This is a genomic window from Legionella busanensis (assembly GCF_900461525.1).
GTDB classification, from domain to species: domain Bacteria; phylum Pseudomonadota; class Gammaproteobacteria; order Legionellales; family Legionellaceae; genus Legionella_C; species Legionella_C busanensis.
Window position 1 is genome coordinate 503,984 of sequence record NZ_UGOD01000001.1, and the last position, 22,297, is coordinate 526,280.

The following is a 22,297-nucleotide window of genomic DNA, read 5'->3' on the forward strand; positions in this document are numbered from 1 at the left end:
AGTAAATTAAAATGAATTTGAAATTGTATAATTAAAACCACTAAGAATAGTATTAAAATATTAAATTATTTTAACAGCACTGGTATTTAATTTGATGTTATCCATAGTTGTTCAAAGCCAGAAAAGGATAAGCTATGATGCTTTCTAATCGCTGGCAAATGGTTAGCGAGTTGCAAAGTTGGATACTGTTGTAACAGTGTTTTAAACACTAAATGCATTTCTATTCGCGCGAGTTTTGCGCCTAAACAAAAATGGCCACCATAACCGTAACTAAAATGAGCATTTGAACGTGTGCTCAGTTCTATCTCATCCGGATTAGGGAAATAATCAGGATCGCGATTAATAGCATGCGTAGAAATAAAGATTACACTGCCTGCTTTAATAAACTGATTACCTATGTAAGTATCATTTTTTGTCACCCGGAAAATAAAAGTAACAGCTGGATCTAGTCGATTGGCTTCTTCTATATATGCATCTAACTCATTAAGTTGGTTACCCATTTTCTGCCAAAGACCAGGGATGGAAAGCAAACTATAGAGATTGTTACATAATTGATCGGTGGTAGTAACTTGTCCTGCAACTAACATCATAATTGCCTGAGAAATAATTTCGTCATCATTCAAATTAAAATGTTCTTGATATTTTAGAAGGGTACTTAGAAAATCATCTTCAGGGTTTGTACGTTTGCGCTGAATTAAGTTAGCAAAATAATTATATAAATTTTTTGCGCTATTGTTAACTTTAATGCCATCCTCATTGAAATAAGTTGTTGAGCCACCAAAAAACTGGGTCATGTTATTAGACCAATTATAAAAGTCTAGGCGTTCATTATCAGGAATAGCAAACAACTCTGCTAACGTTGTTGATGGAATAACTTCTGCAATATTTTTGACAAAATCAAAAGGTTCATTGGGCTTAAGACGCGTTAAGCTTCGCTTTAACGTTTGTTCAATAAGTGGTTTAAGTTCATTGAGTTTTTGACTAGTGAAGCCTTGATAGCAGATACGGCGTCTTGCCGTATGGTCAGGCGCGTCACTCATCACCATCATTTTACTCACTACTTTAAAAAAGTCTTGAATTAATGATAAGTCCATTTCAGGCATGCGAGAAATAAAAAAAGGACTGCGATCGCAGCTAAAATCTTCACTTAATAAAACTTGTTTTGCCAAGTCATATTTAGTAACCACCCAAAATTTACCTGGCTCCCACCAAAATACAGGGCCCATCTCACATAAATGATGGGCAAATTCTTTAGGTGTTGAAGTCTGTTTTAACTGCATTAAAGTATACGTCGTCATAATATTTGAATCCTTCTTAAGTGTCTTGGCGTTACTTCACTAAATGCGTTGCGTCCATGTAGGAGTGAAAAATTATCGGCAATAAGGTAATCACCCGTTTGCCATTGATGTTGATAACAATACTGTGGGTTGCGCATTAAATGGCTAATACTTTGTAAGATAGATAGTGACTCATTTTTACTTTTGTTTATTACATTCACTTCTACTGGATTAAGGTAATCCTCGCCTACAGGTTCGGCAAACCGCATGATTGTTTTTGCTGTATCTGGATGTTTGGCAATTAGTTTTCGTTTAATATGGCCACCATAGTGAGCTAATTTTTCAGTAGAAAAAGTCAATTCATAGTTAAGCCACGCTTGTTTTTGCTCATCGGATGCATCATTCCAAACGGTTTCTGTATTGACAAATAGTGTTTCACCACCTGTATTTTGCTTAGGCGCCTCTAAGCAATGAAAGAATAAAAAATGAGGTTCTTGATAAAACGCGCCATCCCAATGTAGAGGTACATCACTATGGGTAAATAAATAGTTTTTAGCATTTACATCAGGCTGCATTTCCATAACTGGGCCAAAATCCCAATGTAGTAGTTTTGCCTGGGATGAGCAGTAATTTAATAACTCATCTCGCGTCAGCGCTTCAAAACCTCGCAATAGTATTATTTTATGGCGTCTTGTCTCTTCTAAAAGATTATTTAAGTTAAAATCAGCCAAACTTTTTTGGTTTCTATTTTCAATAAGATAAGGATGAAAAGGAATTTCTATTGGTAAGGTAATCATTAGCTAGCCTCCAAAACATAATGATCATGGTTAAATTTAGCGCCTAATCGCTCTGCCTCTGCCCGCTTAATTAACTGCCAAGAATGTTTATATTTAAGTAAAACATTATGCCAAGGTGTTGCCCAGCAATTATTAGCAGGTAAAAATTGAATACCTAGTTTTTCTGAGCCACATGGCTGTGGATGAATTGATAAGCGCACTGCATAAGGAAAATAATTTGCTAATAGATGAGACCATGCATTGGAACGCCTTAGTACCTCATAAGCAACTAGTTTTGCTTCTTTACGTACTTGATTTTTAGAAATACTTTGTCGTAAATACAATCGGTCTTCAATAATAAAGCGATGAATACCGTTAAATTGATATAAAAGTATTTCATTAGCAAGAATTCTTTTCTTTAATGAAGGTAAAGGTTCACCAAATTCCTTAATTAATTTTTCTCGCATCGTGTCATAACTACAATGTGTATAAACATCATCTAGCGAAAATGTACTTAAATAAGTTAATTCATTTGCTGCAATAATCGATTTAATTTCTTGTTGATAAATATCAACATCATTATCATCAACTAACACTAAGTCATTAAAAACGCGGCCATCTGAACAAATAACAAGCTGAACACCGGGGGTATGTAATTGTTTAATGTCATGACATAGCTGATTAAGATTTTTTAAACCCATAATCTCACCTAAGTCTGGGCGAGATGAAATTGTTTTTTGTCGGTTTGCTGATTTTGCTGGGAAGGCGGGCAAAATTAAAGTAAGTGGTTGCTCCATCATAATGGCCTGCACCACTTTAGCCAAATGGGGCTCTTGACAGTTAGAACAATAATTGCCCTGGCAATTTAGGGCATACGATTTTACCTGTCGCTTCTGTTTTAAAAGTAAGGCAATAATTTCTTTAGCTATCCCCTGCATCATATTATCTCCTGTTAAATACGAATTATTCTCATCCTAGTCAAAATCTTGATAAATTGATAATATTATTATTTTATTAAATTGATAAATAAATATAATCATGATTGATTTTGATGCTTTAAAAGTTTTTATAACTGTCATTGAAAAAGGGGGGTTTCATGCTGCAGCACAAGCGATGTTTAAATCCCAGCCAGCCATTACAAATGCAATTAAAAAATTAGAAGAGCAAATAGATTTGATTCTTTTTGATCGAAATTACTATCGGCCAAAGTTAACCAGCCAAGGTGAAAAATTATATCAACGTGCTAAAACATTGATTGCACATTGGGAGCATCTTAATCAATTTGTAGAGTTACTACAGGAGGATATGGAAACAGATATCACTATAGCAATTGATGTCTTCTTCCCCTTAAACAAATTAGAAAATTTATTTCGTCAGTGGATTGCTCAGTTTCCGCAAACCCACTTTCATTTCCTTTCTGAGTCCCTAGGCGGGGCCTGCGAACGTTTATTACAAGGCCAGGCTGATTTAATTATTAGTGAAAATTTAATCTCTAAACACGCGGTGGAAGTGATACCGCTTGCTATAGTATTAATGCCGGCTGTTGCAACACCGCAATTTATTGAACAATATAAAGAAGAGTTAAGTAACCTAGACACGCTTAAAGATTGTATGCAAGTTATTTTAAAAGACTCATCTAAAACTAACTTTTCATTTGGCGTTATTGAGCAATGTAAGCACTGGACGGTAAGTGATGTAATAGCAAAAAAAGAAATCATTTTAGCTGGCTTAGGATGGGGACGTTTACCTAAACATCTTATTAAGAATGAATTAAATAATGGTCGTTTAAAAATTTTATCTGGTCATCATCTTGATGAGCGCTTAGTGCCATTGGAAGCTATCCGTTTACAAAAGCCTGCTCATGGGCTAATTGCAAAGCAATTATGGTCTGATTTGTTAAATTTAAAAAGTAACAACGTTATTCCATAAAGTGCCTAGTAAGGAACGGGTCAAAATAGGCCCACTTAACACTTACTGTAAAAGATTTACTATTACCTTATTTGCTAATTTTGGACAAAGTACAATTGATTAGGGCGGAGAGTATAAATAATATCGGATTAATTCTAAGAAACTAGCAACAAATCATAAAGCATAGTATCGTGCTAAGACAATTATATTCTCATGGCTAATTTAAAGGAGCTTAAGTCTATGTCAACAAAATTTAATGATATTACCAAAGGAATTAATACGCAGCTTGCTAAAATGCAAAAAGAAATGCCTGACGTTATGGCAAGTTTTGCAGCTCTAGGCCAAGCAGCAGGGAAGGACGGGGCATTAAATAAAAAGACAAAGGAGCTTATTGCTATGGCTTTGGCTGTGGCCAATCACTGTCCTGGCTGTATTGGATTTCATTCGCAAAAGCTAGTTAAGCTACAAACCACAAAAGAAGAGTTAGTGGAAACATTAGCAATGGCGGTTTATATGGGCGGTGGGCCTTCTTTAATGTATGCGGCAGAAGCTTTAGAAGCTTTTGAAGAATTTAGTCAATAATTTGGTTTTAACTTATCGTTTAATTCTTGTAAAACTATTATTTTGAATAATAGTTTTACACCTAGTTAAATTTATAGTTGACTTTAATCTCATTTTAGAAAAACTAATTTTCGAGCATAAATTATTCATAATAATCTCTTAATATTAACTTTGTATAATAAAATATCTTTTTTATTGGGTGGTATTTTATGAAAAAATCAATGTTAGAGATGTATAGATCTCAATTAGAAACTTGTCGGGATAAGAGTAAAGTAGAATCTGAACAAGAATTAATAAACTCTTTAATAAAGAGTTTAGATGATAATAAAACTCATAGCGAGGTTATCTCACTATTTTCATCAGCGCTTAAAAAGCGTCCAAATCCTAGCTCTAATTATAATTTAAAAACAATACTATCTATCTTTAACAGACGCCCCACTCTGCCAGTAAAAACTGTCTATGATCAACTTCAGAAATGGATTGAGGAAGAACAAGAAGGATTAATAATGGCGAAAGAAGCTAAAGACAATTTAGTTAAAATTAGCGAAAAAATAAAGGAAATTGCTAATTATAAAAAAATAGAGCCTTTAATTAATCTATTAGAAGAATTATTTAAAAATGAAGATATATTATTGCTTAATATTAGGGGAAAAAGTTTATTAGCCTGTATAAAAGATTTAGATTTGCCGGCTGTGTTAACATACTTGGCTAACTTATCAAATAGTGAACCTGCTGCTACCACTCAGACATTAAATAGTTTTAGCTCTTGGAGTAGAGGAAGCTTTGAGGCACAACCCAATGTCGATGAAATCCATAGCGGCTGTAAATTGCTCATGTCTAAAGTAGCTAAAGCAGCTCAGAGAGATTCATCTAATCCAAATTGGGAAAAAAGTAATAGTTTATTGCAAACTGCTATAATAATTTATACTGAAATTAACGATTCTGCAAAAAATGATTTAGTCGTTGAATATACTTAAAAACTGTAGATTTATTGGATTATAAATTTTACTTAAGGCAGAAATTTTTATAAGGATCACTTTTAAATTAAATAAGACCTCTGCAATAGAATTATTTTTTATTTAAAGGTGCAGTTTCTGAATGCTGCATAGTTTGATTTTGATTGTTAAAGCCTAAACCTGGTGCCATTGGTTGTTTTTGACAAGGATATTTTTGTATAACGCCTAGCCAGGCAATCTGCGATACTGTCATTTTATTTTTATCGCTTTGCTGGCTTGAAAGGTTGTTGTAAGTTTGAATAATAATATCGTGTAATGTTTCTGCAGATAGATTTGTGCCTGTAGGTAGGCAGAAAAAAGGACGCCCTTGATTTTTGGCTAATTCATTTCCTTGCGCAAGTGTTTCTGCAATGCTCTCATCAGCTAAGATTAATATGTTTCTAGCAGAGCGAGCCCAAGCTTGAGCTTGTGGATCTGCCTTCATCTGCATTTTAGGAATATTATTAAAAATATTCATATAATGATCAATTGTATCAGCAGAAGTATAAAAAGATATTCCAAGGGTAAATAAGCTAATTAGAAAGCGCATAAGTATCCTCATAAGCTTTATTAGTAGTTGTTGTTAATTTTTAGGTTAATAAAGCAATTAGTAGGCTTAAAGTAATTCTAATAGAGTAACACATTATTAGCTATACCACCTGCTTGTTAAGGACGCCTAAATTTAACAATTAATTTTACCTATATTGCTTCGTCTGAATTTATATTAAAAATACTTTCTAGCCAATCTTTAAGATGCTCAAGATTAAAAGGAGATTCTATATATCCTATATATTTATCTGGACGAACAACCATTGTGGCAGAATTTTTAATATTAAATCGGTCTTGAATAATATAATTTTCATCTAGCCAAATTGAAGGAAGTTGTGAACTAATATTTAAAGAATCTAATAAGACTAAATGAATATGCAAAAGAAGTTTATACTTTTGAGTCAAATCCATTAATTTTCCTTCAACTTCATTGAAATCTTTTCGTTGTAAGAAAACAAATACATTATGAAGGGTTCCTAGACAAATTGTTTCTAGAAGTTTGGAAGTTCGCTGGCTTAGAGATTTTAAAGTTATAGCTGGAATAAATTCGCCAATATGAAAGCGAGTTTTTTGACCTTTAGCACTTACTATAGGACTTTTAGCATAGGAAATATTAAGTTCAGCTAAATCTTTAACAACTGGAGACATTAAAAAATCATAGGAAGTAAATTTACTCATAAGCTTATTACGTAAATTTATTAAAGGCTTACTTTTAAGAGAAATCATTTTTGTCATTAAATCGGTTTTCTTTAAAATAGCTTTAGCAATCGGATACCGCTCTATTTGATAGCTATCTAATAAAGTGTCCCTAGCATAGCCTTTAAGTACTAAGTTTAATTTCCAGACCAGATTATAAACATCTTGAATACCTGTATTAAGTCCCTGGCCACCCATCGGACTATGAATGTGAGCAGCATCTCCACAAAAGAAAACGTGGCTGTAGCGATAATGATCAATTTGGCGATGGTGAATGGAAAAATCTGCTAGCCAGATTGGATCATAAAGCTTAGCTTCATCTGAGCTTCGTTTATTAAAAAGGGTAATAATATCTTCTAAAGTAGGTTGTATTTGCTTGTTAGCAGGCATGCTCATAATCAGGCGGTAACGTTTATTTCCCATAGGGAGACAAACGAGAGGGCCATTAAGACTTGTATAAATCACTATTTTGTCTTCAGGCAAATCTCCTTGCGCATATAGATCAGCAAGCCACCACTGTTGTTTATACTCAGCGCCTAGAAATTTGGCATTACACAAATGACGTAGCGTACTATGTGCGCCATCACAGGCAATAATCCACTTGGTAGCAATTTCTTCAGTTTGGCCATTCGCTTTTTTAACTAAAGCAATAACAGGCTCGCCTTCTTGAAAAGAAATTAGTTCTGTTTGCCATTCGAGAGGGATATTTTTTGCACACAAGCCCTTATAGAGAATATCCTCAGTTTTATTTTGTGGTAAATCAATTAAAAAATTATAATTGCTGCCTATTTTTTCAAAGTTAATTTCAGACAGTAAACCATTATCTGATTTTAATAATACACCATAGACTTTATGGCCTTCGGCAAGCACATCATTTAAAAAAGAAGTATCTTCAAACGTTTCTAAGGTACGGATATGAATAGCTAGAGCCTTTGATTTATCACTTAATGTCGATTTCTTATCAATAATACGGCAACTTACTCCATGTCGAGATAATTCGTTAGCACAGAATAAACCAACGGGTCCTGCTCCTACTACAAGTGCATCTATTATTTGTTCAGCCATACGAGCTCCTTAGCGAGAGTCACGATTGAGCTTACTTAAAACTTTCTATAAAGCCTTATATCCCAGTACTAGGCTCAGCTGATGGAGCAATAGGTAGGTAATTAAAGCGCTCTTCTGTAGGTAGTGAGCCACATTCATCATAGGTGTTATCTAAACAAAGAAAAAAGCAGGTTGCACCTGATTCACGCGCATTTCGAACTGCTTCATCCACTGTAGAAAAGCTGGCGAGATCTTCCCCTGCATGAATATAGTCAGCTCTTTTAAAGGTAATTAACTCTACCAAGTATTGATTTAAATCTGCTCGTGAGTAAATGAGCCCAACAGGTTGTTCCGTTGAAAGCTCAAGAATCTTTGATCGTGATATATGGTCCATGATCCATTGCCTTAAAACTTAGCTCTTTTAAGTATAGCTACAATTCCTAAAATGTGAGTTTTATTTAGGCAGATAGATAAAAATCATTTAAATTCTAATAAGAATAGAATTACTAATGACAAAGCCATTTAACTTGATTAAGTATAGAAAATACTTCATTGTCACCAATCACTAAATGATCAAGTAATTTCACATCAATTAAGTCTAAAGCCCGTTGAATTTTTTTTGTTATTGTAAAATCGTGTGGACTTGCATCTGATAAGCCGGATGGATGATTATGAGCAAGGATAAGGGCTGCTGCGTTTAAATTTAAAATACGTACAATCAAAGGCCTTATATAAATATAGGCTGTATTAATTGTACCTTGAAAAAGTTCTTCGTAATGAATAATTCGATGTTGATTGTCCAAAAATAGCGCTGAGAAAGTTTCATTATGTTTATCTCTTAATTGTCGTTTGAGGAAGGTATAAGTTTCTTGGCTATTAGTAAGTTTTATTGTTTTTTTAAGCGAGATAAAGTCACTACGCCGGCATATTTCTTTGCTAGCTTGTAGTTGCAAGTAGCGTACTAATCCTAGACCGGTTACTTGATTGAAATTGTTAAAATCGGTATTAAGAATGGCTCGTAAATCGCCAAAGCGCTTTAATAATGCAAAAGCAAGATCTAGGCAAGATTTTTTATTATTGCCTGTACTAATAAACAGGGCTAATAGCTCAAGATCGGATAAATTATGAGCGCCCTGTATCATTAATTTTTCACGCAAGCGCAAAGGGTTGGTTGGTAAATTCATGCTAGTTATTCCTTTATAGCGAGGTTTGTGTTTTGATCCAGGATATTCTTATTTAGAATGAGTTAATGATGCAAGATTTTATTAATAAAAAGATTTTATTAGGAATTTGTGGTGGGATTGCTGCATATAAAGCTGCTTACTTAGTCAGAGAGTTAACCAGATTAGGCGCCGAAGTTAGAGTAGTTATGACTGAAGCTGCAGAACAATTTATAACGCCTTTAACATTACAAGCTTTAAGTGGCAATGACGTGCGTAATAAATTATTTGATCCACAAGCTGAACGAGCAATGGGACATATTGAATTAGCTCGCTGGGCTGACTACCTAATTATTGCGCCAGCATCGGCGAATTGCTTGGCTAAATTAGCCCATGGATTTGCTGACGATTTATTATCAACTCTTTATCTTGTCATAGAAGCGCCAGTTTTAATTTGCCCTGCTATGAATCAAAGTATGTGGAAGCATCAAGCCACACAAAGCAATGTAGCAATATTAAAAACACGAGGCGTTTTATTCTGTGGCCCTGAAGAAGGAGGGCAAGCCTGTGGAGAATATGGTTATGGCCGATTAAGTGAAATAGATAACATTATTAATACGCTGCGATTATATTCGATTAATGGATTATTAAAAGGCAAAGATATCTTAATCACAGCAGGCCCTACCTGTGAACCGCTTGATCCAGTACGTTATTTTTCTAACTATAGTTCAGGAAAAATGGGTTATGCTTTAGCCCAGGCGGCAGCTATCGCAGGTGCTAATGTAACTTTAATAAGTGGACCAACTACTTTACCTGTGCCACCTGAAGTAAAAATCTATCAAGTTGTTACAGCCAAACAAATGTATGATGAAGTTATGAAGCATTTAAAAGCAAAAAGTATTTTTATAGGTTGTGCTGCTGTTGCTGATTATGCTCCTATCACTCGGGCCGATAAGAAAATAAAAAAACAAGTGGAAGAAAATTTAATTCTTGAATTGTCGCCTAATCCTGATATTTTACTCGCTGTAGCTCAAACTAAAAAGGCGGCTTACGTTGTTGGCTTTGCAGCTGAAACAGACCATGTTCTTGAGTATGCTAAACAAAAATTACAGAAAAAACAGCTAAATATGATTATTGCAAATCAAGTTGGTGAAGGTCTTGCTTTTGCTAGTGATAATAATGCAGTTACCGTAATTACAGCTAATAAACAAGTTGATTTACCAATCACAAATAAAGTTTGTTTAGCTGGGCAAATTATTGAAATTCTTGCGATAACTATTCAAAATGACGCTGTTTAATATAAGGTATAAAAATTTATGAAGCAGGCAATTGAATTAAAGATACTAAATCCTCAGTTAGGAGAAAAATTTCCTTTACCCACTTATGCTACTGAAGGTTCAGCAGGGCTTGACTTAAGGGTTTGTATTGATGAGCCACTGCAAATTGCCCCGCAAGAAACTGTTTTACTGCCAACAGGTTTAGCAATTTATATTGCTGATCCTGATTTAGCAGCAGTCATCTTGCCTCGTTCTGGCTTAGGTCATAAACATGGGATCGTTCTAGGCAATTTAGTTGGATTAATTGATTCTGACTATCAAGGTGAATTAAAAATTTCATGTTGGAATCGTAATCAAGAACATTTTACTGTTCATCCTGGTGATCGAATAGCTCAATTAGTATTTTTGCCTATTGTTAGAGCTGAATTTAAAGTAGTAGATAATTTTAGCGCAACAGATAGAGGAGAAGGCGGTTTTGGTAGCTCAGGGAGGGCATAATGCAATATGAAATTAAAAAAGTAAATCGAGCTGTATTTCGAGCTTATGATATTCGTGGTGTTATTGATACCGATTTTAATGAGCATGCATTTTATAGTATAGGTCGCGCTATTGGCTCGCGTATGCATGAACTTAATCGGCAGAAAATAGTCATTGCTCGCGATGGCCGCCTTACGAGTACTAGTTTAGCTGCTGCCTTAAAACAGGGTTTGCTTGACAGTGGCATTAGCGTGGTTGATTTAGGTAAATCTTCTACGCCTGTGATGTATTTTGCAACGCATGAATGTGGCATAGACTCTGGTGTGATGGTCACAGGTAGTCATAATCCTGCAGACTATAATGGCATTAAAATTGTCTTAGCTGGTAAAACATTAGTTCAAGCAGATATAGATCTTCTTTATCAACTTATTTTAAAGGCTGATTTTATAGAAGGTGCCGGAGAATCCGAAACCCTAAATATTTTACCTGCTTATAAACAACGAGTCATTCGCGATTTAACTTTAAGGCGTCACTTAAAAGTTGTCGTAGACTGTGGCAATGGTATAGCTGGTGCTATTATTCCAGAAGTTATCCAAAACTTAGGTTGCGACGTCATTCCACTTTACTGTGAGGTAGATGGCCGTTTTCCTAATCATCATCCTGATCCGGCTGTTGAAGAAAATTTAATTGATTTAAAGAACGCGGTTGCTGAACACCAGGCAGATATTGGACTTGCGTTTGATGGCGATGCAGATAGGCTTGGTGTTGTCACTAATACAGGTAAAGTTATCTGGCCTGATCGGTTAATGATGCTTTATGCTCGCCATTTACTCAAAAATAAACCTGGCGCTACGATTGTTTACGATGTCAAATGTTCAGCACATTTGGCTGAAGTTATTGAAGCTGCTGGGGGACTCGCTCAAATGTGTCCGACTGGTCACTCAATCGTGAAGGATGTTATGAAAAGGACTGAAGCCGCTTTAGCAGGGGAAATGAGTGGGCATCTCTTTTTTAAAGATGGGTGGTATGGTTTTGATGATGCACTTTATAGTGCGTGTCGTTTATTAGAGATAGTTAGCGAAAGTCTTTTATCTGTTAATGATCAATTTTTAATGATTCCTGATAGCGTTAATACCCCAGAGATTAAAATCATTATTGATGAGGATGATAAATTTAATTTTATGCAGCGATTTAGTGAATTAGCAGAATTTAATATGGCTAAAATTATAAAGATTGATGGCATACGTGTTGAATTTGAACATGGATGGGGATTAATTCGAGCTTCTAACACCACCCCCTGTTTAGTTGCTCGTTTCGAAGCGCAAGATAAAACAAGTTTAGATAGCATCCAACAATTATTTAAGCAAGAACTGTTAAGGGTCGGGAAAGACTTGGCTATTCCTTTTTAATGCGCTTTATCAGTATGGCGCTGCTAAATTTTAGACCAAGCACAAGTGGCGCTATAGAACTGTTAATTGGCATCAACTTAAAGATTTTGTCATTTCGGCGCGGCATTGTTGTGTAGATAATGAGTATCTTTCCTGCGCAGGCGGGAATCCATCTAGAAATTAACTTCAGTGCTAATTGATAAATAGTTCCCCGCCTGCGTGGGGATGACTGAGCGGTTCTTCGGTTGGCATCTTAATAGAACTCCTAATAAGCAAGATTGGCAAAAAAGCTTGCCTACTTAAAGAAAAGCAAACCGCGGGGCAGGGGGATTGACTGCTATGTCTAAAGAGTGAATATCTTTAATTGGACTTGTTCTATAGGTTTCTTGTTCCCATCGTTCTTTATACCAATTATAGTAATCAATTGTGGTGAAGCCCCGTTTTTTGAGCAGAGGCAAAGCAACCGAGCGTAAATCTTCTTGTCGCTCTTCAAATAGTTCGCTACAACGTAAAAGATAAAATGGATTACTTGGTACAATCTCCATGGCTTTTTTAAAATATTCTGCATAAGGCAAGTTGAGATCAAAAAAATTAGCAATATCGCCTAATAGAAAGTAAGCTTTTCCCAATAATTTTTTTTGTTTTGGATCTTTACAACCTGTAAGTAATTTTGTTATTCGATGAAGAGCATCTAAGGCAAGAGTAAAATGCGTTTGATGTTTTGTTTTATGTTGTATACGAGTGTCACGATCGCTATCATAGTCAGCAGGTACTAAAAATAGGTGAACTAAATAGTCAACTTGACGCATTAGTCCCTTCGCTAATGCTTTGCTAAGAAGTTGTTTTTCTTCTTTGTCAACTACCTTAGAAACGCATTTATCTAATAATTTAATGGCTTTTTCGATTTCAGCAATATTACTTTGTGCTGGCTGATGCTGTTTTAAGTTAGTATGAATAAGTAGTTGAGCATAAAGCCGCATGTGAATAAAGTATTGTTCTTTCCTTTCTTCAGTGGGGTTAACTTTTAATGCTTTCCTTTTTGCTTCGAAGCTTTGTTGATAGGCTAAAGTAGCTTTTTGCCATTGCTCTGCTTTTCGATAGGCTTTTCCCTTAACATAGGCTTGTTCACCTAATTCATTAAAATAATTACCTAATTTAATTAAATCATTAGAATCAAAACTATATTTATTATGATTGATTAACCATAAATCATAGGCTTTATCATATTGTTTTTCAGCTATAGATAAGTGAAATATATCTACTGGATTAGTTTGAGCAAGTTCAGTATCCAATTGCGTCGCAAGCTGTACATCAATAAGCGTTTTTTTCTGTATGTAATATTGAGCTAATTCTTTAGCTAAAGGAGTGTTAGGCTTGATAAGCGCAAGTTGATTGGCTGCTTCATAGTGTAAAATTATGTAATTAGCAGCTTGTTTTAAATCTGGAAGTTGAGTAATTAGATTGAAAGCTTGTTCTAATTCACGTTTTTCTAAAAAATAATCAATATATAAAGTTAAATTTTGATTAATGATATTGGGATTAAAAAATATGGCACGTTGTAAATGATAATGGGTTTGCTGCTGTGCGTCGCTAAACCAAGACCAACGATATAACAAGCTATTTTTCTTATCTTTCGCTCTATCAAGATAACTTTGGGCAGTGAGTTCGGCATAGTAACTACCTGGGTAGAAAGGATAGTCTTTGATTGCAAGCTCATATTCAAGTTTATGAAAGGTTGTTGTAATTAAATTATGTGATTGTGGATCAAGTCTCGGTATTTCTGCCCATTGTTCTATAAATTTAAAACAATCTCCAAAAGCATAATAAGATGTAAAAGGTAAAGTAGGTATCTGTGGTATTGAGTTCGAATTGCTTCGATAGTAACTAATAAGCAAATCTTGTAAGGTTTTTGATGTTGCTGCATTACGCGAGTTTTTAACAAGTTTAAGGTATTGCTCAGGAATCTTATAAGAAGTTAACGGTTGTTGTAGAACGTTTTGCGAATAATTATTTAGGTAACCATAGTAAGCAAATTTACATAGTGAAAGCTGTACTTTTTGAGGTTCACAATGGTTATTGTAACCCAACCAGCCTTTAAATAATTCAAACGTATAGCGCAATATACCCACAGGTTTCAAATTATAACCATTCGTATAAATGTATTTTGCATGTATTAATTTTTGCCAATGTTGTTCATATTGTTTTGCATTATGTTGATAGACAAGCATGTCGGGATAATAACCAAGCGCATTTCTATAGTAACTGGGAATATTATTAAGTAAATGATAATTTAATTTGCTCACCATATTTCCTGACTAGAATTAGTAAAATTAAATCAGGAAGAATATTAATTGGACTTTTGAAAATAAACCAGACTTTAGAGGGAAGTTTTACCACTTCTATGTGAAAAGTTATCTTTCTGCATAACTATTAGCCAAGAAGGTAAAGGATTACCTTCTTGATGTCGAGCTACTATTTGTTTTTTAAAAATTATTTTTAAAGAATTAGCTTCTGCTAATTGTTCTAGATACTCTTCATTATGACTAAAACGTGCGCTTTCTTGTAATTGCCAAGGCATAGTAGAACTAATCTCTGTACTAAAAATAAAATAGCCTAAAGCTTCGAGATGATTACTTATTTGCTGAAATAAAGTGGAAAGTTCGCCAAAATAAGGCAAAACATCGGCCGCAACAATTAAATTATATAATTCTTTTTCCACTTTTAAGTAGCTAAGTGCTTCACTTTCAATAAGCTTATCGTAAATACCTTTAGGACGAGCCCAATCAAGCATTTTTTTGGCAATATCTACCCCAGTGAGTTGCTGAGAAATATCGCGTAATACCTGGCCAGTCAAGCCTGTCCCACAACCTAAATCAAGTGTTTTCTCGCAATGCGTAATATTTAAATCACTCAAAACATGAAAAATCTGCTGAGGTAGTGAATACTTTAAATACTTTTGTACATGTTCATCATAATATAAAGCATAATTATTAAATAAATTGGCTGCATATTCGGGTGCAGTTTCTACTGGTTTGTCTAATCCAGATAGCGCGTTTAACATATGCTGACTTGCTTTATCTTCGGGGTTAACAATGAGTGCTTGTAAAAGTAATTGTTTTGCTTTTTCTTTATCATTAAGACGAATATAAATTGCAGCAAGGTTATTTAAGGTAGCAAAATGTTTATTCTCTACACTGAGTAAATGTTCAAAATGATTAATAGCCTCATTTAAGTGGCCTAAAGCCATTTGCGCGACACCACTATTATAAAGATATTCAATATTGTTGGGATCTTTTTGTAATAAATAATCATAATGCATTAAAGCATTTTCAAAACGGTCGTGATGCATAAAAGTTGCAGCTAGGTTATTGCGTGCTTCAATATGATCGTTATTAAGTGCTAATGCTTTACTAAAATAATCAACAGCTAACTGGCCTTGATCTCGCTTGACTGCTATAACACCCAGGTTTGTTAATGCATCGACATGACCATTATTTTCTACTAATACTTGCTGAAAAGCTTGTTCTGCATGAGTTAAATCATTTATTTCAAGTGCTAAAACACCTAAATAAAATAAAGCATCTAGATGCTTTGGAGCTAAGGCTAAAACATTTTGAAATTGAATACGGGCTGCATCTAATTTATTTAGGTTAACGAAAAGTAAACCTAAATTAAAATGGGCCGCAGTAAAATCAGGTGCATTTTTTAAGGCAAGATGATAATGATGGAGTGCTTGTTGATGCATACCCTGCATTGCATAAATACCGGCTAAGTTATTATATGCTTGTGCATAATCTGGCGCTATTTTAACGGCTTTCTGATAGTTAAGGATAGCTTCATTAAATTGATAATTCTTTTTATAAGTATTAGCTAAGTTGTTGTATAAAATAGGATTACTAGGATCTAATGCTAAGGCTTTTTTAAAATTTTCTATAGCCTGTATAGTATCACCAAGTTGAGCATAAGCTAGAGCTAAAAAATGTAGGCCTTCTGTGTGAGTAGGATTTTGACCAAGCAACGTTTCATAGGCTTTAATTGCCTGTGGCAATTTATCGTCTTTATGCAGCTGATTGGCTTTTTTAAATAATTCATCTTCCGTTGTCATAGTAATGAAAGTTGCTGTTTTAGTTGTATGAGTGCTTGGGCACGATGACTATGCTTATTCTTTATATTAGCAGGCAATTGAGCTACTGTGCATTGATAAGTAGGTAGATAGAAAATAGGATCATAACCAAAACCCTGATTACCAGCTGGCTCATAAGCAATCTTGCCCGACCAGCGGCCAAAGGCTACTAATGGCGTAGGATCCATAGGATATTGTATTAGAACAATAGCGCAATAAAAAAAAGCGTCCCGCTCGTCATCCGGAACGTCAGCTAACTTTTCCAAAAGTAAATGCATATTTGCTTGATCATTATTCTGTGTTCCTGCATAGCGTGCGGAGTAAATACCCGGCTCGCCATGTAGAGCGGGAACAACTAAGCCTGAATCATCAGCTAAAGCAGGTCTATTGGCTATTCGGCTAACATGACGGGCTTTTATTAGCGCATTTTCAAGGAAACTAAGTCCTGTTTCAGCGATGCTATCTATACCTAAATTTAGCTGACTTAGACAGGAAATTGGTGAAAGCAGCGCTTGTAATTCAGCAACTTTGCCTTGATTAGTGGTAGCTAGAATAATTTCTTTCATTTTAATAATCGTTATATCTTAAGAAATAGCCTTATAGTATAAGCGTATTATATTGTTAGCTAGCTTCTAATGATAATTTTAAGCTAATACAAATTCAAACTTAACGTTTTCTATATAGCCAAGGTGGAAAAGCATAAGGATCGGCCCATAAACCTATTTTATTTTTCCTAGCTTCTTCTTGTAATTTATAAAGGCTATTATCAGTAGTATGATAGCGATCATATACCCAAGCCATGCCGGTTCGAATTTGCTCAGCATTAACATCAATATTATTGCATTGGACTCGAGCTAATAAACGTCCATAATAATCCCTTTTTTTAATATTAAGGATAGCTTTTTTGCGAAAACAAAGATCAGCAAGCGCCTGCCTTGAGCGATTACCATAGGGCTGGGAACGTTCAGGTGCATCAATTTCTGTTAATCTTATTTTTTCTGGTAATTTACCGTCGATCAATACCACTAAGGTATCACCATCAAGGATACGAATAACTTCGCCAGTAATAATTTGAGCAAAAGAGAGTGTCGGTGTTAAAAAGACAGTAAGAAAAAAAGCAACAGGTTTAAAATGTGTCACTTTAATCTCCATGACGTTAAAGACGCTTTAATTCTAGTATAATGTGAATAAAAATTTTGCTGTTATTAATACATAACTAAGTAGGAAAAAATTACATTCGCAAAGAGATTTAAGTTTAAAAGTTAAGCAATTGGCAAAATTTCAACCTATGTACTAATCTTTACATTTGAATAATTTATTTAAATAAACGAGGAGATTATTATGCCTATGCAAGGACGTGGTTCTAACTTATCCAAGGAAGCTAAATCAAAAGGCGGTGCTCATTCTCATGGGGGCAAATCTACTAGTAGCCGTAGCTCTAATTTATCTAAGGAAGCTAAATCAAAAGGTGGTAAGAGCAGTAAAGGCTCTCGCTAAGCAGATTGGCTCACTAGCCCAGGCGGGGGATAGCCATAGCCTGGGCTATCAATATTAACGCTTTAGTTTTAATTAAATTAAGTTCCACCAGTACTTTCTCTAATCAACTGTCACTTAGATGAAGCTCTGTTTACGCTAATTTTTAATATCACTTTTAAGTAAAAAACTCTCTTTTAATTACGGTTATTACTGCAAATTAGTCATTTTTTTTTAATAAGAACTATTATTAATAGAAGGAGTTTTAATAAACTTAGCGGGAGCAGGGAGTGAGTGTTAAGAAAGTTAGTACGGGAATTGCTGGTTTAGATAAAATTTTACATGGTGGTTATCTAGCAGACAAGCCTACCCTCTTAAAGGGCAATCCGGGATCGGGGAAAACAATTTTCACCTTATTCTTTGCTCATGCTCAGCTTGCTGCCGGAAAGAAAGTTCTTTATGTAAGTTGTGATGAAAAGCCTGCAGAAATCCTCGTACACATGGATAACTTTAATTTACAAGGCACCAAATTTAAAGCCAAAAATAAATTAATTATTCTAGATTTCACGCCCGAACTTGATGAAGTCGTTGGTGAGTTTGATTTAAATGTTCTTTTATTAAGGATATCGCAAGCGAGAAAGAAAGCCGGGGCAGATATCTTAATTATTGATTCACTGCATTCTTTATTTTTAGGGCTCACGCATGACAATAATCTTCCCGCGGAAATTTTAAAACTATTTCAGTGGGCAAGTCATGAAAAGTTAACTCTTTTAACCACTATGGCTGGCCATATTGATATTTGTAGAACAAAGTTTTATGAAGAGTATATTGTTGACTGTATCATTGAGCTAAAGCAAAAAGTAACCAATAATTTAATGACTCGTTATTTACGAGTTTTAAAATTACGCGGATCATCACATGGTACCAATGAGTATCCATTTGCTATTGTTTACAGTGGTATCTCCCTTATTCCAATTACAGAAACAAGATTAGAAACTAAAATTACTAAAAAATATTTAAGCACAGGTATTCAAGGCTTAGATAAAATGCTTGGTAATAAAGGCTATCAAAAAGGTAGCTCTATCATGATTAGTGGTAAATCAGGGACTGCCAAGAGTATTTTTGCTGCACTTTTTGCTCAATCTGCGGCTCTGCAGGGGCAAAAAGTGTTGTATGTTTCTTTTGAAGAATCACCTGCTGATCTAGTTTCCCATTTTAGTTCTATTAATTTGCATCTTAAGCGCTTTATTAAAACAAAGAAACTTACCATCATTTCTAAACGCTCGGTTGAAATGGGGTTAGAAGATCACATTATCTCCTTAGTTGAACTGGCTAATCGTGAGCAATTTGATGTCTTAATCCTTGACCCTATTTCTGCTCTTCTCGATTTGGGTAGTCTCGCTGATGTTAAATTTCTTTTTATTCGGTTTATTTCTTATTTAGCTGCATCTAACAAAACGTTACTACTTACAGAATTAATACCTGAGTATGCAGGTGAGAAAAGCGTACTTGGGTTGTCTAGTTTAACAACAACATGGCTTCACTTGACGCAAATTGCCAGTAATGCTGAATTTAATCGGATGCTTTATATAGCTAAGTCAAGGGGGTTAAAAACATCAAATCAAATTAAAGAATTTGTAATAACCGACCAGGGTATAACTATTGAAGATCCTTATATACATGATAAGGAAATGGTGTTTGGATCTCAAAAAGAAGCCTGTATTTTAAAAGATAAGCAAGCTGAGTTTATGCGTAATCAAGAAATACAGTATTTAACAGATGAATTAATTGCATTAGAGGAAACACTTAAACTACAAAGAAAAATTAACGAATTACGTAGTCTTACTCGAAAAAATGCAATTTTACATAAAAAGAGTAACTTATTAAAAGAAAATGAACAAAGGAAAGAACATCAAAATACCAATAAAATGCTGAGAGATGAATAATGACTAAAATGATATTAAAACTTTATATAGTTGGTCATGGCTCTATTTCAAAGCGAGCGATTAAAAATCTTAAAGCAATTTGTGAGTTACCCGAGTTAGAGGGTTTATGTGATATTGAAGTCATTGATTTAAGTAAAGACTATAATTTAGCAGAGAAAGAAAAAATTCTAGCTACACCTGTTTTAATAAGGAAGGAACCGCTACCTCAAAAACGTATTATAGGAGATTTATCCAATTACCAGAAAGTACTTGAAATTCTGGAAGAACCGATAAGCAAATTCTTATGATAAATAGAAAGGAAATCTATTGGCAGCAGCTCGTTGAAGCCTTAGCACAGGGCGTTCTGATAATAGATAAAAAAGGGGTAATTCATTATGCAAATGAGCAAGCCGCAAGCCTATTTGGACTTGTGCCTGATAAGCTCATTGGTACCTATTTTACCCAACCATTAAATACGCAAGAAGTGCAAGAAATAGAAATTTTTAAGCAAAACGGTGGCATACGTATTGCTCAAATGGTGGTGAGGCCAGGCGCATGGCAAGGCCAATTTGCTTGGATTGTGTCTTTGTTGGATATAAGTGAGTTAAAAGAGAAGGATAAATTATTAGCAATAACGTCAAAAAGTGTTCAGTCCGCATCTGAAGGTATTATCATTACTGATGAAAATGGCACTATTATTCAAGCAAACAAAGCATTTTTAGAATTAACAGGGTTTAAGGAACGGGAAGTTCTTGGAAAAAATCCAAACCTTTTACATTCAGGCAATCAAACGCGCGGATTTTATGAAAATTTATGGAATGTTTTAATTCGGCAGGGATATTGGAGTGGAGAAATAGTTAATAAGGACAAAAATAAACAAATTTCTATCTTATTAACCCTTTCTGCGGTTAAAGATGAAAATGGAGAAATTAGTAATTATATTGGTTTTTTTCATGATTTAACCATCTTAAAAGCGCAAGAAAGACAGCTTGAGCGAGCAAAATATTATGATGTGGTGACTGCTTTACCCAACAAGTTTTTTTTAACCAAAAACCTCGAGCAGTATATTAGAAATTCACATCATAAGAATAAAAATCTTATTATTCAAAGTATAAGAATATTTGGCTCACATAAAGATTCTATTTATGCTGAGAATCAGCAAACACGAGATAAAATAATTTTACAAGTTGTTGAACGCATTCGCCGTACAACTCATAAAGTACAATTTCTAGCGCGTATTGGTTATAATGAATTTATTATTGTCTATTTTACGCATCAAAACCTTGCCAGTTTTTCATCAGTTGCTAAGCAAATTATCAAAGTCCTCACTAAACCTTATAAAGTGAATGAAAAAAGTTATAAAATTTACTGTGTCATTGGCTTGGCGACTTATAAAAAATATAGCGCCTTTAGTGCAGAAGAATTATTGCATCAAGCTGAAATTGCACGTCACAAAGCACGTCTTTTAGGCGTGAATACCTTTGATTTTTTTGACCCACAAGTCGAAATCGACACCATTGAATTTAACAAATATATTAAGTCAATTCATCAGGCGATTCAAGCTAATCAGCTTGAACTTTATTACCAACCAAAAGTTAATTTGAAAACGGGTAAAGTCATTGGCCTTGAGGCGTTATTGCGCTGGAATCATCCTAAGCGGGGCTTATTAACAGCGTCAGAATTCCTATTTCAAATAGATTATCATCCTATTTCATTAGAGCTCGGTCATTGGGTTATTCATCAGGCATTACGACAAGCTGAAATTCTTACAGCGCAACATTTAGAAATACCTATCTCTATTAATATTAGTTCTTATCAGCTTCAGGATAAAGATTTTGTTAAAAAGATAGATGAAGCTTTAGCATCATATCCCACAGTACCTAGCAAATTATTAATGCTAGAAATTTTAGAGACAGAAGCGTTAGCTGATTTGCAACTTGTTTCGCGAATTATAAGGGATTGTAGAGAGCGAGATATTCTTTTCTCATTAGATGATTTCGGCACCGGTTATTCATCGTTAACTTATCTTAAGGAATTAGATATTGCCGAAGTAAAATTGGACCAAAGCTTTATTCGTAATATATTAAAAAAACCAAAAGATTTAGCTATTTTAAAGTCTACTATTGATTTATGTCGAATCATGGGTCATGAACTAGTTGCTGAGGGTGTAGAAACAGTTCTACATGGTAAATTGCTAATGCACTTAGGATGTAACCATGTACAAGGATTTGCTATTTCCAAAGCGTTGTCCAGTAATGCTTTAATTCCTTGGCTAAAAAATTGGAGCCTTGGCGCTGAATGGCGTTATGATGAACTCACAAATGAATTAATTGATAAATTTATCTATATTGCTGTTGAACACTATATGCAATTTCAAAAAATTGGGCAGTATTTAAAAAATGAGCAAGTTTCCCTACCTGATTTAAACTTAAAAAATTGTTTGCTGGACAAGATGCTGCATAAATATGCGTCAAAGCTCGCTTCTGAGGCATTTGATAAACTAAATACTTACCATAAAAAGCAACATCTTTTAGCTAAGAAAATAATTCAGTTGGCTAAGAGTAATAATCACGAAGAAGCTTATAAGCAATTAGAACAGTTTGAAAAAATAAGGAATTTAATGCTACGAAATTTAATTTTAGCCATTTTTAAGCCAGATTAATACTGT

At 34.5% G+C, this 22,297-nt stretch carries 21 protein-coding genes; 10 read left to right on the top strand and 11 right to left on the bottom strand.

Annotated elements, in window-relative coordinates; all coding sequences use genetic code 11:
• Positions 1 to 86 precede the first annotated feature (86 nt).
• Genes DYH30_RS02310 through DYH30_RS02320 form a run of 3 tightly spaced genes read right to left on the bottom strand, consistent with a single transcriptional unit; the run spans position 87 to position 2,994 of the window.
• Positions 87 to 1,298 carry a cytochrome P450 gene (locus tag DYH30_RS02310; RefSeq protein WP_115330105.1) on the bottom strand — a complete coding sequence of 404 codons (1,212 nt, stop codon included), beginning with the start codon at positions 1,296 to 1,298 and terminating at the stop codon, positions 87 to 89.
• Positions 1,295 to 2,074 (bottom strand): TauD/TfdA family dioxygenase, encoded by a 780-nt coding sequence (locus DYH30_RS02315; protein ID WP_115330106.1) that lies wholly within the window; start codon positions 2,072 to 2,074, stop codon positions 1,295 to 1,297. The genes DYH30_RS02310 and DYH30_RS02315 overlap by 4 nt, the downstream gene beginning before the upstream one ends.
• Entirely contained in the window at positions 2,074 to 2,994 is a 921-nt protein-coding gene (locus DYH30_RS02320) for an isocyanide synthase family protein (RefSeq protein ID WP_115330107.1), read from the bottom strand. The genes DYH30_RS02315 and DYH30_RS02320 overlap by 1 nt, the downstream gene beginning before the upstream one ends.
• Before the next feature lie 97 nt (positions 2,995 to 3,091).
• On the opposite strand from DYH30_RS02320, the gene DYH30_RS02325 reads away from it, so the two are divergent.
• From DYH30_RS02325 to DYH30_RS02335, 3 genes are all read left to right on the top strand, one after another.
• Positions 3,092 to 3,982 (top strand): LysR family transcriptional regulator, encoded by an 891-nt coding sequence (locus DYH30_RS02325; RefSeq protein WP_242604719.1) that lies wholly within the window; start codon positions 3,092 to 3,094, stop codon positions 3,980 to 3,982.
• 219 nt (positions 3,983 to 4,201) lie between these two features.
• Positions 4,202 to 4,543 (top strand): carboxymuconolactone decarboxylase family protein, encoded by a 342-nt coding sequence (locus DYH30_RS02330; protein WP_115330109.1) that lies wholly within the window; start codon positions 4,202 to 4,204, stop codon positions 4,541 to 4,543.
• A gap of 188 nt (positions 4,544 to 4,731) precedes the next feature.
• Positions 4,732 to 5,499, top strand: coding sequence for a hypothetical protein (locus DYH30_RS02335; protein WP_115330110.1), 768 nt, complete (start codon positions 4,732 to 4,734; stop codon positions 5,497 to 5,499).
• A 91-nt stretch (positions 5,500 to 5,590) separates the two neighbouring features.
• Here DYH30_RS02335 and DYH30_RS02340 read toward each other — a convergent pair whose 3' ends face one another.
• The 4 genes from DYH30_RS02340 to radC all read right to left on the bottom strand — a co-directional run bounded on the left by DYH30_RS02340 (position 5,591) and on the right by radC (position 8,990).
• On the bottom strand, positions 5,591 to 6,067 hold the full coding sequence (locus tag DYH30_RS02340) for a phosphatase (RefSeq protein WP_242604718.1): 477 nt from the start codon (positions 6,065 to 6,067) through the stop codon (positions 5,591 to 5,593).
• Between the two features lie 149 nt (positions 6,068 to 6,216).
• The gene (locus tag DYH30_RS02345; protein WP_115330111.1) at positions 6,217 to 7,827 is read right to left on the bottom strand and encodes an FAD-dependent monooxygenase; all 1,611 of its coding nucleotides are present in this window, start codon (positions 7,825 to 7,827) and stop codon (positions 6,217 to 6,219) included.
• A gap of 55 nt (positions 7,828 to 7,882) precedes the next feature.
• A complete protein-coding gene (locus DYH30_RS02350) occupies positions 7,883 to 8,200 on the bottom strand; it encodes a hypothetical protein (RefSeq protein WP_115330112.1) in 318 nt (105 codons plus the stop codon).
• A gap of 112 nt (positions 8,201 to 8,312) precedes the next feature.
• A complete protein-coding gene (gene radC, locus DYH30_RS02355) occupies positions 8,313 to 8,990 on the bottom strand; it encodes a RadC family protein (protein ID WP_115330113.1) in 678 nt (225 codons plus the stop codon).
• 68 nt (positions 8,991 to 9,058) lie between these two features.
• On the opposite strand from radC, the gene coaBC reads away from it, so the two are divergent.
• From coaBC to DYH30_RS02370, 3 genes are read left to right on the top strand one after another with little or no spacing between them, the layout of a single operon-like run.
• Entirely contained in the window at positions 9,059 to 10,264 is a 1,206-nt protein-coding gene (coaBC, locus tag DYH30_RS02360) for a bifunctional phosphopantothenoylcysteine decarboxylase/phosphopantothenate--cysteine ligase CoaBC (RefSeq protein WP_115330114.1), read from the top strand.
• 18 nt (positions 10,265 to 10,282) lie between these two features.
• On the top strand, positions 10,283 to 10,741 hold the full coding sequence (dut, locus tag DYH30_RS02365) for a dUTP diphosphatase (protein ID WP_115330115.1): 459 nt from the start codon (positions 10,283 to 10,285) through the stop codon (positions 10,739 to 10,741).
• On the top strand, positions 10,741 to 12,129 hold the full coding sequence (locus tag DYH30_RS02370) for a phosphomannomutase/phosphoglucomutase (protein ID WP_115330116.1): 1,389 nt from the start codon (positions 10,741 to 10,743) through the stop codon (positions 12,127 to 12,129). The genes dut and DYH30_RS02370 overlap by 1 nt, the downstream gene beginning before the upstream one ends.
• Before the next feature lie 278 nt (positions 12,130 to 12,407).
• Here the strand turns inward: DYH30_RS02370 and DYH30_RS02375 are convergent, their stop codons facing one another.
• From DYH30_RS02375 to DYH30_RS02390, 4 genes are all read right to left on the bottom strand, one after another.
• A complete protein-coding gene (locus DYH30_RS02375; protein WP_115330117.1) occupies positions 12,408 to 14,411 on the bottom strand; it encodes a hypothetical protein in 2,004 nt (667 codons plus the stop codon).
• A gap of 74 nt (positions 14,412 to 14,485) precedes the next feature.
• Positions 14,486 to 16,213 (bottom strand): tetratricopeptide repeat protein, encoded by a 1,728-nt coding sequence (locus tag DYH30_RS02380; protein WP_115330118.1) that lies wholly within the window; start codon positions 16,211 to 16,213, stop codon positions 14,486 to 14,488.
• Positions 16,210 to 16,797 carry an RdgB/HAM1 family non-canonical purine NTP pyrophosphatase gene (gene rdgB / locus DYH30_RS02385; RefSeq protein ID WP_115330119.1) on the bottom strand — a complete coding sequence of 196 codons (588 nt, stop codon included), beginning with the start codon at positions 16,795 to 16,797 and terminating at the stop codon, positions 16,210 to 16,212. The genes DYH30_RS02380 and rdgB overlap by 4 nt, the downstream gene beginning before the upstream one ends.
• A gap of 100 nt (positions 16,798 to 16,897) precedes the next feature.
• Entirely contained in the window at positions 16,898 to 17,371 is a 474-nt protein-coding gene (locus DYH30_RS02390; protein WP_242604717.1) for a thermonuclease family protein, read from the bottom strand.
• Between the two features lie 201 nt (positions 17,372 to 17,572).
• Between DYH30_RS02390 and DYH30_RS17890 the strand changes: the two genes are divergently transcribed.
• From DYH30_RS17890 to DYH30_RS02405, 4 genes are all read left to right on the top strand, one after another.
• Positions 17,573 to 17,728, top strand: coding sequence for a hypothetical protein (locus tag DYH30_RS17890; RefSeq protein ID WP_160116140.1), 156 nt, complete (start codon positions 17,573 to 17,575; stop codon positions 17,726 to 17,728).
• A 266-nt stretch (positions 17,729 to 17,994) separates the two neighbouring features.
• Entirely contained in the window at positions 17,995 to 19,650 is a 1,656-nt protein-coding gene (kaiC, locus tag DYH30_RS02395; protein ID WP_115330121.1) for a circadian clock protein KaiC, read from the top strand.
• Complete coding sequence (locus tag DYH30_RS02400; RefSeq protein WP_115330122.1) at positions 19,650 to 19,937, top strand: circadian clock KaiB family protein; 288 nt, start codon at positions 19,650 to 19,652, stop codon at positions 19,935 to 19,937. The genes kaiC and DYH30_RS02400 overlap by 1 nt, the downstream gene beginning before the upstream one ends.
• Positions 19,934 to 22,291, top strand: coding sequence for a sensor domain-containing protein (locus DYH30_RS02405; protein ID WP_115330123.1), 2,358 nt, complete (start codon positions 19,934 to 19,936; stop codon positions 22,289 to 22,291). Before DYH30_RS02400 ends, DYH30_RS02405 begins: the two co-directional genes overlap by 4 nt.
• Positions 22,292 to 22,297 lie beyond the last annotated feature (6 nt).

What these genes read in the sequence shown, in the direction of transcription:
- radC (WP_115330113.1), bottom strand. Translation starts at nt 8,990, where the DNA reads ATGAATTTACCAACCAACCCTTTGCGCTTGCGTGAAAAATTAATGATA.
- rdgB (WP_115330119.1), bottom strand. Translation starts at nt 16,797, where the DNA reads ATGAAAGAAATTATTCTAGCTACCACTAATCAAGGCAAAGTTGCTGAA.
- DYH30_RS02380 (WP_115330118.1), bottom strand. Translation starts at nt 16,213, where the DNA reads ATGACAACGGAAGATGAATTATTTAAAAAAGCCAATCAGCTGCATAAA.
- DYH30_RS02370 (WP_115330116.1), top strand. Translation starts at nt 10,741, where the DNA reads ATGCAATATGAAATTAAAAAAGTAAATCGAGCTGTATTTCGAGCTTAT.
- DYH30_RS02315 (WP_115330106.1), bottom strand. Translation starts at nt 2,074, where the DNA reads ATGATTACCTTACCAATAGAAATTCCTTTTCATCCTTATCTTATTGAA.
- DYH30_RS02320 (WP_115330107.1), bottom strand. Translation starts at nt 2,994, where the DNA reads ATGATGCAGGGGATAGCTAAAGAAATTATTGCCTTACTTTTAAAACAG.
- DYH30_RS17890 (WP_160116140.1), top strand. Translation starts at nt 17,573, where the DNA reads ATGCCTATGCAAGGACGTGGTTCTAACTTATCCAAGGAAGCTAAATCA.
- DYH30_RS02350 (WP_115330112.1), bottom strand. Translation starts at nt 8,200, where the DNA reads ATGGACCATATATCACGATCAAAGATTCTTGAGCTTTCAACGGAACAA.
- DYH30_RS02335 (WP_115330110.1), top strand. Translation starts at nt 4,732, where the DNA reads ATGAAAAAATCAATGTTAGAGATGTATAGATCTCAATTAGAAACTTGT.
- coaBC (WP_115330114.1), top strand. Translation starts at nt 9,059, where the DNA reads ATGCAAGATTTTATTAATAAAAAGATTTTATTAGGAATTTGTGGTGGG.
- DYH30_RS02340 (WP_242604718.1), bottom strand. Translation starts at nt 6,067, where the DNA reads ATGCGCTTTCTAATTAGCTTATTTACCCTTGGAATATCTTTTTATACT.
- DYH30_RS02330 (WP_115330109.1), top strand. Translation starts at nt 4,202, where the DNA reads ATGTCAACAAAATTTAATGATATTACCAAAGGAATTAATACGCAGCTT.
- DYH30_RS02310 (WP_115330105.1), bottom strand. Translation starts at nt 1,298, where the DNA reads ATGACGACGTATACTTTAATGCAGTTAAAACAGACTTCAACACCTAAA.
- DYH30_RS02400 (WP_115330122.1), top strand. Translation starts at nt 19,650, where the DNA reads ATGACTAAAATGATATTAAAACTTTATATAGTTGGTCATGGCTCTATT.
- DYH30_RS02325 (WP_242604719.1), top strand. Translation starts at nt 3,092, where the DNA reads ATGATTGATTTTGATGCTTTAAAAGTTTTTATAACTGTCATTGAAAAA.
- DYH30_RS02405 (WP_115330123.1), top strand. Translation starts at nt 19,934, where the DNA reads ATGATAAATAGAAAGGAAATCTATTGGCAGCAGCTCGTTGAAGCCTTA.
- DYH30_RS02345 (WP_115330111.1), bottom strand. Translation starts at nt 7,827, where the DNA reads ATGGCTGAACAAATAATAGATGCACTTGTAGTAGGAGCAGGACCCGTT.
- dut (WP_115330115.1), top strand. Translation starts at nt 10,283, where the DNA reads ATGAAGCAGGCAATTGAATTAAAGATACTAAATCCTCAGTTAGGAGAA.